Origin of the sequence: Pseudalkalibacillus hwajinpoensis (assembly GCF_039851965.1) — a bacterium.
Lineage (GTDB): Bacteria > Bacillota > Bacilli > Bacillales > Guptibacillaceae > Guptibacillus > Guptibacillus hwajinpoensis_E.
In genome coordinates this window covers 38,646-50,924 of the sequence record NZ_CP156675.1, presented here as the reverse complement: position 1 = coordinate 50,924, position 12,279 = coordinate 38,646, and the positions used below count along the sequence as shown (strand labels likewise).

10 protein-coding genes are annotated in these 12,279 nt (G+C 37.2%); 1 reads left to right on the top strand and 9 read right to left on the bottom strand.

Going from position 1 to position 12,279, the window contains the following annotated elements; translation table 11 throughout:
• Window positions 1-62 precede the first annotated feature (62 nt).
• From ABFG93_RS21385 to ABFG93_RS21345, 9 genes are all read right to left on the bottom strand, one after another.
• Window positions 63-1,760 carry a sugar phosphorylase gene (locus tag ABFG93_RS21385; protein WP_347553131.1) on the bottom strand — a complete coding sequence of 566 codons (1,698 nt, stop codon included), beginning with the start codon at window positions 1,758-1,760 and terminating at the stop codon, window positions 63-65.
• A 22-nt stretch (window positions 1,761-1,782) separates the two neighbouring features.
• A complete protein-coding gene (gene pgmB, locus ABFG93_RS21380; RefSeq protein ID WP_347553130.1) occupies window positions 1,783-2,469 on the bottom strand; it encodes a beta-phosphoglucomutase in 687 nt (228 codons plus the stop codon).
• A gap of 2 nt (window positions 2,470-2,471) precedes the next feature.
• Entirely contained in the window at window positions 2,472-4,724 is a 2,253-nt protein-coding gene (locus tag ABFG93_RS21375; protein WP_347553129.1) for a glycoside hydrolase family 65 protein, read from the bottom strand.
• Window positions 4,721-5,761, bottom strand: coding sequence for a Gfo/Idh/MocA family protein (locus ABFG93_RS21370; protein ID WP_347553128.1), 1,041 nt, complete (start codon window positions 5,759-5,761; stop codon window positions 4,721-4,723). The genes ABFG93_RS21375 and ABFG93_RS21370 overlap by 4 nt, the downstream gene beginning before the upstream one ends.
• A 13-nt stretch (window positions 5,762-5,774) precedes the next feature.
• Complete coding sequence (locus tag ABFG93_RS21365; protein WP_347553228.1) at window positions 5,775-6,572, bottom strand: sugar phosphate isomerase/epimerase family protein; 798 nt, start codon at window positions 6,570-6,572, stop codon at window positions 5,775-5,777.
• A 17-nt stretch (window positions 6,573-6,589) separates the two neighbouring features.
• On the bottom strand, window positions 6,590-7,645 hold the full coding sequence (locus tag ABFG93_RS21360; protein ID WP_347553227.1) for a zinc-dependent alcohol dehydrogenase: 1,056 nt from the start codon (window positions 7,643-7,645) through the stop codon (window positions 6,590-6,592).
• Between the two features lie 20 nt (window positions 7,646-7,665).
• The gene (locus ABFG93_RS21355) at window positions 7,666-8,520 is read right to left on the bottom strand and encodes a carbohydrate ABC transporter permease (RefSeq protein WP_347553127.1); all 855 of its coding nucleotides are present in this window, start codon (window positions 8,518-8,520) and stop codon (window positions 7,666-7,668) included.
• Window positions 8,507-9,388, bottom strand: a complete 882-nt coding sequence (locus ABFG93_RS21350; RefSeq protein WP_347553126.1) for a carbohydrate ABC transporter permease — start codon at window positions 9,386-9,388, stop codon at window positions 8,507-8,509. The genes ABFG93_RS21355 and ABFG93_RS21350 overlap by 14 nt, the downstream gene beginning before the upstream one ends.
• A 90-nt stretch (window positions 9,389-9,478) precedes the next feature.
• A complete protein-coding gene (locus ABFG93_RS21345; protein WP_431522108.1) occupies window positions 9,479-10,777 on the bottom strand; it encodes an ABC transporter substrate-binding protein in 1,299 nt (432 codons plus the stop codon).
• A 351-nt stretch (window positions 10,778-11,128) separates the two neighbouring features.
• Here ABFG93_RS21345 and ABFG93_RS21340 point away from each other — a divergent pair, with 351 nt between their 5' ends.
• The gene (locus tag ABFG93_RS21340) at window positions 11,129-12,142 is read left to right on the top strand and encodes a LacI family DNA-binding transcriptional regulator (protein WP_347553125.1); all 1,014 of its coding nucleotides are present in this window, start codon (window positions 11,129-11,131) and stop codon (window positions 12,140-12,142) included.
• Window positions 12,143-12,279 lie beyond the last annotated feature (137 nt).

The following is a 12,279-nucleotide window of genomic DNA, read 5'->3' as shown; positions in this document are numbered from 1 at the left end:
ACATTGTATTCTCAGAGGTTAATGATCCTTTATGAATTTTTAGAGCAATAACTATCTTCAACCTAAATGCCCTCTTCTTTCTTAATCCACGTATAGCCGTAACAAGGAAGGAGAATTGTCCCTTCCACTTTTTTATTAAGAAATAGATCTTTTCCTCTGAATGGTAAAGTAACCTCCACTTCTTCTCGTGAAGTATTCACGACGAAAAATACTTCTTCACATGAATCAGGATGTATTCTTTTTAATGCAAAGAGACGGGAATCCAAGTCCATAACTTCTTGCCTTGCATAAGGAGAAAACGCGCCTTCCTCTTTACGGAGTTTGATCATTGTTTGAAGTCCTTTGAAAATTTTGGAACGTCTTGAATTTGTATGTAGCTCCTCCCGAATAGTGTCTATCATGAGCTTTTCTCTATTTATTCGGCGGGGAATCCCGGATCTCTCCATCCCTTCCTTATCATTTTTTGATCCAAGCAAGGAGTGATAATAAATCGCAGGTACACCAATCACCGATAAAAGAATGGAATGAGCAGCTAACATTTTATGAACTTCATCTTCTTCAGTAATGTCTTCATTTTTATTCTTTAAGGCTTCCGAGTAATTTATATTCAGTTCATAAACGGACTGACTACCATCCGGGTTGCTTTTATAAGAAACTTCCCCTCCATTTGCTTTAACCTGATCGACGAGCTCTTGCTTCTCGTTGTCACTTAATAAGCCCTCTGTTGGTCGCATGCCTATCCCATCATGACTAGCAAGGAAGTTAAAGTAAGTGGCTTCATCAGAGACCTTATTAATGGTTTTGGCCCATTCCGTTAACTTTTTCGCATCATGCTTCATGAAACTGTAAAGAACTAAGGGTGGTAAAGTGAACTGATAAACCATGTTCGCTTCATTTTTTCCATCACCGAAGTAGCTAATGTTTTCTTCATGAGGAACATTGGTCTCGGTAATAATCTGTGTATTTGGTTGAAAAGCATTTATCACCGTATTCCATAATTGAATAATGGCATGTGCTTGAGGTAAATGAATGCATATTGTCCCTGATTCCTTCCATATAAAGCCGATGGCATCTAATCGGATACTTGTTCCTCCTTGATATGCATATGAAAGAAGAATTTCCGTCATTTGAATTAATACATCAGGATTTTCAAAGTTGAGATCCACTTGATCTTTACTGAAGGTGGTCCAAGCGGTTTTCACCTCGTCATGAGCTTTATATTCATGGTAAAGAGGTGATGTTCTTGGTCTGACAACGTTACGCCAATCAAAATCTTCATCCTTCGGAATAAAGAATTTTTTATAAAGAGGATCATTTTCAAGATACTTTTGGAACCATTCGCTTGATTGCGACATATGATTGGCTACAAAATCAAACATCAATCGGTAATCTTTGGAGAATTGGTGAATATCCTCCCATTCTCCCAAATCGGGGTGGATGTTCCTGTAATCCATTACTGAAAAACCATCATCAGATGTATAAGGAAACATCGGAAGCAAATGGACATCAGTAATTGTTTCGCCAACCTCTTCTTTTAAGAAGTGGTGTAATGTTGGGAGAGTGTCTTGACCTGGTTCATAAATACTATCTCCATAAGTAATTAGATAAGTATTCTCTTCTGTGAGAGGGGCGGGTTTTGCCCACTCTTTTTTCACCCAATGTTCAATTAGTCGTTCGAATTTATTTAGAACTTCTGACCCGACCTCTCCATAAATGCCCTGGAGATGATTTTCAATCTCCTCCATGAGTTCAACCTTCACTCGAATCCCCTCCTTGAGTTGTTTACTGGTTATGTTGTAGTTGATGGCTTAAAAAGGAATACTTCATTTGATTCCAGTTTAACTCTGTCGTATCATTCACAATAAAGTCCGCTTCCGTAAGGCTATTACCTACACCCACTGCATACATTTCACTGAATTTGATTGACTGAACTCCTACTTTTGCATCCTCAATCCCCATTGAATAGGCTGGGTTAACACCTAGAGCTTCACATACGGTAAGGAAAATCTCTGGATGCGGTTTTGATTGTTTAATTTTGCTCGCATCAGCACAATAATCAAATAAATGATCAATTTCTAGTGCATGTAAGACGGTTTTCGCATTTTTTGATACGGATGCCACCCCTATAGGAAGGCCGTCTCTTTTAATATCATCAATGAGTTCAATGATTCCTGGTAAGATATCGTCAGGTGTGAGCTTCTTAATCAGTTGTCTATAAAGGTCATTTTTTCGGTTGGCTAACTTCTCTATTTCCAAGTGTGTGTACTTCTCTTTCTTATTTCCATGCTCAAGAATTAGTTCCAGCGACTTCACTCTACTTACCCCTTTGAGATTTTCATTGAACGCTTGATCAAAGGGGATGTCTAATTCTGCAGCTAAGCTTTTCCAGGCTACATAATGGTAATGGGCGGTATCTGTTATGACTCCATCTAAATCAAAGACAACAGCTTCTATTTTTTGTGAATTCACTATTAAAACCTCTTCCTTTCAAATGCTAGATTACTAGTAAGATCAATTTGAAGACGATCTATCAAATGATAGCTTTTGCTAGAAACCTCAATAAAGATAGCTTCTCCCTTAATCTTTTGGATAAACAATTTCCCGGCTTCCACAGTCACCACTATTTTTCGCCCTCTATAATAAAGTGGACATTTAAAATAAGTCCATTCCTTTGGGATTTTAGGCTGAATGGATATCCGTTCGTTTTTAAATGAAACGTTTAAGAAGCTAAAGACCGCTAGCCAAATTGATCCTAAAGAAGCAGCATGGATCCCTTCATCTGAAGAATGCGGATTTGATCCAAGATCAATCAAACACGCTTCTTGAAAGAGTTTATAAGCCATATCTTTCTCTTCGAAGCGCATGGCTAAAATAGAATGTATGGCTTTACTCAATGAAGAATCATGAATCGTTTTATCTTCGTAATAGGTGAAGTTTTTTTGAACGACTTCTTCAGAAAATAAATGGGGGAGGAGATAAAATAACATCACCACATCAGCTTGTTTTAATATTTGCATGTCGTTTACTTCGTCTCTTGAATAATCTAGTAAAATAGATTGACTTCCTTGCTTTGCTTTGTACTTCTTTAAATCAATGACAGGTTTTTGAAGAAACGTATCATCCTGAGGAATCAAATCATTAGAATTTACTTTTGGTAAATACAACCGGTTTAAAAATTCTTTTGCTTTGGTTTGAAATGCTTCCTCCACAAAATTAAAAACTTCCATATAATGTAGCGTTCTTTCCACTGTATAATGAGCCATGTAGTTCGTGTACGCATTGTTATCCACGAACTCTGTATATTCATCAGGGCCAATAACATTTAAAATATGTAATTGACCATTACGTTCTGATGTGCGACTAAGCCAAAACTTGCTTGTTTCCTTTAACATTTTCAAGCCTTCATTCAACATAAACTCTTGATCTTGCGTGACGTTATAATATTGAATGACTGCATAAGCTATATCGGCCACAATGTGATGTTCAGAAAGAGCAGAAGCCACTTTTTGCCTTTTTCCCGTCTTTATATTAATCGCTGCATAAGTAGGAGTTTCTTCCATGCCAGTTCGTGCACTCTCCCAAGGAAACTGGGCACCTTCATACCCATTTTCTTTTGCTCGCTCGAGCGCTTGTGGCAACCGTTTATAACGATATTGTAAAAGTTGTTTAGCGACGTGAGGTTCATTATAAAGATAGTAAGGCATGATAAAGACTTCTGTATCCCAAAAAACATGTCCCTTGTATCCTTCGCCTGTTAAAGCTTTTGCAGCTACACTTAAGTTATTGTTGTGTTTTGGGACCATAATTTCTAAATGATAGAGGGCAAAATCAATAGCTTGTTGATCCATTAAATTAGGAGATCCTATCTCAATCCGACTATCTTCCCAGTATTCTTTCCACTTAGCTTCCGAAAGATGGAGGACATGATTATAACCCTTTTGTGATAATTCCTTCACCTTAGATAATCCTACATCTCCTAATTGATCTAACTCTGAATCTATACTCGTATAAATAGCACTTAGTTTTTCAATACTAAAAGACTTTTTTTCTTTTAACAAAGTCGTGGATTCAGATAGGATTTGGCGATTCTTTGCATAAAAATCGACCTGACAGCCTTTTGAATAGTTGCATGTCGTAAACAATGCAATGGTTTGATAGGAATTTGTTGTTTTATAGATACCTTGCATATACTTTTCCTCATGAACCTGAAGGTGCTCTTCGAGTAGATGTTGACGGCCAAAGTTCGTTTGCTGACCATCTATACCTGTGCGTGTTTTGATCGTTGCTTCTCGATTTAAACTAATGATGGTCACTTTTGAAGCTAGTACATGCAAATCATGTTTTGCTACCATTCGTCGAAAAGAAAAATGGAGTCGCAGCCCATCTTCTCTTTCCCAAACTATATCCTTCGTTATTTCTCCTTGATCTAAATGAAGGGTGCGATCATAAGAAATCGTTTTTCCGCTCATATGGGAGAACATCTCTCCATCGACTTCTATTTCGATACCCATAACATCAGGAAGGTTCACTAATTCCTCAGGTTCATCAATACTTGCGTTATTATAAATGCCCGCAACATAAAAGCCTCTTTTTTGAGAAGGGTATTTTTCCTCTTGCGTACCACGTACTCCCATATATCCATTCCCCAGAGTCATGAGAGTCGCATATTTATTTATTTTTTTGAGATCAAAGTAATCCTCAGAAAGTTTTAACTGTTTGATCATAGATAAACACTCTCTCCTATTTCAGCAGATCTGTATAATGACTCCACCAGCTTTTGAATTTTGTACCCTTCTTCCCCATTCGCAACCCATTCATCATGTTCACCTAAACATTTGTTAATGAAAGAATGAATCGATCTTTTTTCTGGGTTAATATCTATCGCTTTTTGTTCATATAAAGGAGCAAGCTTTCCTTTGTGATCCGAATAGATTTCTAAAGGATATAAAGTAGCACCAGCTTTATCTCCGCAAAATTCTATATTCATCTTTTTGTCTTTCTGTATATGGAGGGCAAAGGATGTATCTATTTGAATCAATCCCCCATTGGTAAGTTCAATAAAGCCAAATAGTGAATCTTCTACTTCATATTCTTCAGGGTTCCATTTTCCAAAAGAACCTTCCGATTTATAAGGACCAATTTTTTGAAACATTTTGGCCGTCACTTTTTTGACTTCTGGAAAATCCATAATAAAAAAAGCACTATCAAGCATATGTATTCCTAAATCGATTAAAGGCCCCCCTCCCTGGAGGTCTTTGTTAATAAAGTTCCCCCATCCAGGAACGCCTGATCTCCTTAATGCTGAAGCCTTGGTATGATAAATCTCTCCAAGTACCCCTTCACGTACTTTGTTTCGCAGTATGACAGTTTCTTCTGAAAAACGATGCTGAAAATTATACCCTAAAACTAAATCCCTAGATCGAGCTAACTCATTCATTTCCTTGGCTTCAGCTGCAGCTATACTTGGTGGTTTTTCACAGAACACATGACTGCCAGAGTATAGAGCCTCCATTACATGCTGATAATGATATTTATTTGGTGTACACACGCTGACTATATCTGGTTTCTCAACAGTTAACAGTTCCTTTAGATCAGTATAAGATTGTGGAATAGTATGGCGTTTTGCAAACGCTCGAGCATTGGATTCACTTTGATTCAGAACAGCAACTACCTCGACATCCTCTCTTTCTCTATAACTCGGAAGATGGTTTTTCTCTGCAACTTGTCCACCACCAATGATCGCAACCTTCTTTTTATTCAATGAAATCCCTCTTTCAATTGTGGAGTAATGACTTTAAATAAGAGATAGACTGCTGGTACTCCTCTTCTGCATGCTCTCCTCTTATACGACATTCAATCGTTAGAAAGCCCTGATAATTATCATTTCGGAGCTGCTCAAAGCACTTCTGAAAATCAATGGATCCACTTCCAGGTTGATAGCGATGATTGTCTGCAAGATGAATATGCGCAATTAAGTCTCTATTGGTGTGTAAAGATTCAGAAAGATTATCTTCCTCAATGTTCATGTGATAAAGATCCCCAATGATTTTCGTATGCTGAAGACGATTTTCTTCAATATATTTTCTAGCATCAGCAATCGTGTTAATCATATGGTCCTGGTAGCGGTTTAAAGGTTCCAGATAAATGGTCGTGTTCGTATTCTCTGATACCTGCTCTAAATAAATCAAAGAATCACTAACTGCCTTCCAGTCTCCCTCTTTACTTCTCGGAGACTCCATAGGGGGTAACCGATAAGTGTACATCCCCCAGGCAGCAGGAACGACAAGTCCCTTCCCACCTACATATTGGACGGCTTTTAATATTTCGGTTATTTGTTTTAGTCCTTTACGTCTTCTTTCTTCTGAAAAATCACCAATCCACCCATCATATCCACCACATGCAGCATTCACTACTACCCCAGTTTCATCGATGGCTTGCTTTATTTCTTCTTTATGATTAATTAATAACTTTCCGTCCACTTCAAAAGCATCAAAACCAAGCTCTTTGATATAATGAAATTTCTCTTTAATGCTTTCAGGGAAAAAACTTTGATTTTGTGTAGCAAGTTTCATCATTCAACATCCCTTCTTTATCCGTGTTTTACCCCAAGCTTAATACTAAGATTCGGAGATTGGTCGACATATTTCATATAGGCATCTGCACTGTCTTTAAAACTTACAATAGGGTCAATAATCTTCTCGCAATTTAGATGGCCGTTCATTAATAACTCCCAACATGTTCTTTCTATACGTTTTCGATCCCATCGAGGATAGTCACGATTTGGTTCACTAGCGGCTCTTGAGAAAACGAGGTTTGCATTATTAAAATGTGCTTCACGACCAAAGTTAAGCCCTTCTGGAAACGGTTTTGCAAAAGCAATATAAGCAATGGTCCCTCCATACCCGATGCCTTTGAGAGCATCCTGGAGTGCACTTCCGATACCGCTCGTTTCAATGTAAGCATCCACACCTTGTTTATTGGTCAGCTTTTTAATCTCGTACCCTGCATCACAAGAGGTAGGATCAAGACATATATCCGCGCCACCTTCTAACGCAATTTCGCGACGATGCTCAATGGGATCAACACCTACAACAAGGCTAGCTCCCGTTTTTTTAGCAAGTTGAATGGCAATTTGTCCAATTGCTCCTAACCCGGAAACCGCAACACAATCACCTGGCTTAATATTTGCATCTCTAACCGCGCCTAAGGCAAACTGCGCTGGGTCATAGCAAACAGCATTTTGCCATTTTCCACTCTCGGGCATTTTTAGCAGTCTGTGGTTGTTGTTAGCATTTACAATGACAGTGTCTGAGATTGGCCCATATGTACATACTCGATCTCCAACCGAAAAACCGTTCACCTTATTTCCAATCTCTATAATTTTACCGACAACCATATTTCCTAACTTAAATTCTCCAAAAACAATTCCTTTCTTAGACGGGTCCTTTCTTGGAACAAAACTTCTCCATTCCTCTGAAAATTCTTCGTCAATAAATGGACTGATGCCGCGAAAATCCACCACTTCTGTTCCATGTTTCGGTGCCGAAAACTCAACATCGATTCTAACCTCTTCTTCTCCCAATACTGGAGCTTCAATCTCAATTAATTCTGCTTTTCTTGGTTCAGTAGCAATTAGAGTTTTCATTTGTTTAATTCCTTCCTGTATCATCCTTTAACGCCTCCATCTGTTACATTTCCTTTAATTAAACTTTCTGAAATAGCATACATAATGACCACCGGTAAAGCTGTCACAATGGAAGCGGCCATCATTCTTCCCCAAACGTAATCAGGTGTACTGAATAAAGCATATAACCCTACAGGTAAAGTGAAATTCTCTGCACCCGAGAAGAAAATCGAGGCAAAGAGAAAGTCGTTCCACGCTACCATAAAGCAGTAAACAAAAACAGAAACAATCCCAGCAAAGGATAACGGAATTATGATATAGAAGATGACTTTTACTCTGTTTAAACCATCGATTTTTGCCGCTTCCTCCAAGTCTTTCGGTATGGTTTCAAAGAAACTATTCAGCATTAAAATGGCGGTAGGAAGCGTTTGTACAATCATTACGATAATTAAAGATGTTTTCGTATCGTATAACCCTAACCCTGAAATAATTTTAAACAAAGGGACAACTAAAAGAATTCCTGAAAACATATACACGGTGTAAAAGCTTGCATTAATAGTTATACGACCTTTAAAATTCAGTCTTGAGAGTGCATAAGCACCAAATATAGCGATCCCTACAGAGATGACTGATGCGGTCATGGAAACGATAAAACTATTTTCGAGATACGTTAGATAAGGGAATATTCCTGGGTTAAAAATGTCCAGGAAATGCTGGATTGTCCACTCCTTCGGAAGAAAAGTCGGGTTTGTCGAAATAGCTTCTTCAGAACTTTTAAAAGCCGTCATAAGCATAATGAAAAAGGGAAACAAGCAAAAACATAATAAAAGGATCATCCCTAAATAAAATGAAGACTTTTTAGCTATTTTGGTCGATCTAGTACTAACTGCTGGCATTTAGATTCACCCTTTTCCTAATTAAGATGATCAGCGTACAAATGATTAAGAATAGTAGAACAGAGATTGCTGATGCCTTACCTAAATCATTAAATGCAAAGGCCGTTTCGTATAAATAGATACCTAGTACATTGACTTTGTTTGTTAATAGATAGACATCTTCAAACATATAGAACATCCAGATGGTTCTGAGTGTAATGATCGTTAACATTACCGGCATTATCGCAGGTAGGGTAACGGCTTTGAATTTCTGCCATATATTCGCCCCATCCATTTCTGCCGCTTCGTATAATACGGGGGAGATAGTTTGAAGAATCGCTAAAAATGCAATAAATGCATAAGGGAAATATCGCCAGATGGCAAACAATACAACGAGAATAAAGCTACTTGTCGGATCATCAAACCAAAGAGGGGGGCGTTCAAATAAATGGAGAATATCTCTTCCTATGTAGTTGATCACACCATATCCATTATTAAACATATACTTCCAAGCGAAAACCAATGAAATGGATGGCGTAACGTAAGACAATATAATAAGAGAACGAGCAATTTTTCTAAACCGAAATGGACGATTAAATAAAATAGCCACATAGAGTCCTAGGAGAGTACTTCCAATAACTACTAGAAGAGTATAAAGTAATGTAATCCCTAAAGACTTATAGAACTCAATATCTCTTAGTGTTTCTATGTAGTTCTCAAACCCGATAAATTTTGCAGCTAAATTAGGATTAATCGGCTGCTCAAAAAAACTAATATAAAAATTAGAAAGCATCGGATAGCCAATTAACATCACGATTAGAAATATACTTGGAAACAATAACATTAATGCGAATTTTCCATCTGATGTTTCACGTTTGCCTTTAAACATAGCGATTTACCACCTTCCCAACCAAAAATATAAAAGAAGGCTACAGAATAATCATAATTACCCTGCAGCCAGGAACTTTAAATGGAAAACTTAATCGACTACCTTTTCTATCTGTTCATTTGCTGCTTCAACCGACTCTTTGACACTAGCACCTCCAACAGTAACCTGGTTCACCATAATAGGAAGCGCATTAGAACTTGTAATGTCGCCCATCTTCACGAAGTTCTTATTATCGATTAAACCAAACACTTGTATTTCATTAAACGATTCTGCTATTTCCGTAGACAAATCGCCATAGGCTTTAATCACTTCATTCGATTGATAGGTTTCATTAGCAACAACCCCTTTATGTACTGGCTGTGCTCCACCCGGAGCCATTAAAATCCACTCCGTTGCATTTTCCACTTTAGAAAGGAACTTCACAAATGTTTTCGCCGCTTCTTTTTGCTGTTCTTCTAAGCCTGATGAAATTGTTAAAGAGCTAACCGTTCCATAAACGGCCTCTTGTTCTTTCTTCGGAATAGCATATCCGAGGTTACTAGGATTTCCTTGTTCATAAACAGCAGGTAAAAGATAAGAAGAATAAATGGCCATCGGTGCTGTACCATTCATAAATGCATCTCTAACTTCTGTTACATCATTTGATCCTGGCATCGTATATTGAGACAACTCTTGATAATACTCAAGGGATTCTTTCATTTCTGGAGTGTTTAAAGACAACTCACCATCAGCATTTAAAATGTTTGCGTTATTTGAGAGAGCAAACTGGGAAAAAGCTTGTTCCGAGAAAGTACTTTCTACTGTTGGTAAAGCAATCCCATATTTTTGATTTTCTGCATCAGTGAATGCTTTTGCTATTTCTAGCAACTCATCCCAATTGGTAGGTTCTTCAAATCCTTTGGAAGCTAACATTTCTTTGTTATACCAAATTCCTTGTACCCATCCACTGATAGGAACACCTCTATAGCTCTTGCCATCCTCTGTACGAACAAGCTTTAGAGCTCCATCATAATATTCGTCCGTCCCAACATCTTCGATAATATTCTTAACCGCGTCTGTGTCGATAAGAGAATCTTTATCCATTACTTTCGCGTATGCTTCTCCAACTTCAATTACTTCTGGCAGTTCACCTGATTGAGCCAATGTAATGATTTTCGTTGTTAAACTGCTTTCCTCAACCACCACTGGATCCACATTAATGTCTGGATTCTTTTCCTCAAATTTTTGAATCAATCCATCAATCACTTCTAAGCGTTCCTGTTCCACAGAGGTATGCATAAACTCAATGGTTACTTCTCCATCCTTCGTTTGACCAGTTTCATTTGAGCAGCCAATTAAAGCTACACAAAGGAAAAGAAAAGCACCCATTCCTAAAATTTTAAGTTTCATTTTTCATCCTCCTGAATTTTTTGTGATCCTCTACAAAAGCGAGGTCCCCCATACCGAATAGCTACATAATGAATTTCAACACTTTAGGGAGCGCTCCCAAAACAAAAAAAACAAATGATAGCGCTACCACTTGTAGAGAATGATAATACATATTTTCTTTTACTGTCAACTTAAAATTTTCGAAAAACTCTTTTAAACCGCAATAAAACACAAAAAAAATAAATTAGATCGTAGATTTTCTAAGGTATTTATTTTAAAATATTTACAAGAAAAACATGTTATAGATGACAGTGTTGAATGAATTTGGTACCATGTAATGGAACCGCTCCCAAATGAAAGAGGTGCTATAAAATGAAGCCAACTATCTATGATATAGCTAAGGCTGCTAATGTATCAAAGTCTACTGTATCTAGAGTTTTAAATAATAACCCTCATATTTCTCACAAAAGCAAAATGAAAGTATTAAAAGCAATTGAAGAATTGAATTACCAACCAAGTAAGATTGCTCGTGGCCTGTCTTCTGGTTTTGATGCTATTCTGGTGGTCTCAAGATCGACTACCACAACGAAAAACAACCCTTTCTTTTCGGAGATCTTACATGTCATATCAAGGTTTTCTGAAGAGGAAAATTATGATGTGATTTTGCAAACATCTCAAAATAACTTAGAAGAAATAAAACGGTGCATAGCAAAGACCGCTTCAAATATTGTGAAAGGGATTATTATGTTAAGCTCTCCTTCTGATGAGGAATTCTTTAATGAGGTAGACAAATTCAACATACCCACAATGGTCATTGGAAAAGTCGATGGTGATTATGAAAACATATACTCAGTCGATACTAATAACTTTCAAGACAGTTACAACCTTGTCCAATATATGATTGATCTAGGTCATAAAGATATTGCATGTTTGTATTCCCCTCAAGAATACCATGTCTCCATTGATCGACTAGAAGGCTATAAGGAATGTCTAAAGGATAATAAGATTCCAATTCGAAAAAATCACATGATTAATTGTGGCTTTACGATGAATGAAGCTTATCAGAGTACTCAGAGGCTATTTGCGGAAAAATCCTTGCCGACAGCTATTTTTGCCACAGATGATTTAAAATTACTGAGCTTATACAAAATTTTGGATGAACATGGGATTTCTACTCCAGCGGATATATTAATAGGAGGTTATAGTAATACAGATATCACATCCTTCTTATTTCCATCGATTATTCAAATAGAAAACCCAACCAATATGTTAGGTGAAGTCGCTACTAAACATTTGCTTAATATTATTAAGCAAAATGAAGTTGGCGATCGTTCGATAATTATTCCTACAACTAGAACGATCCAGGGATCAAAATATAAAATGTAGCTGTTTGTTATGTAGTTAAGTCGGTTTTCACTATTTTTTTCTTCCAACTTGGTTTTAAATTTATATAAAATAAACCCCATGAAGTTAAGTTTGGGGTTTTATGTATATACATAGCTATGTATAGGGCACATTCCCAA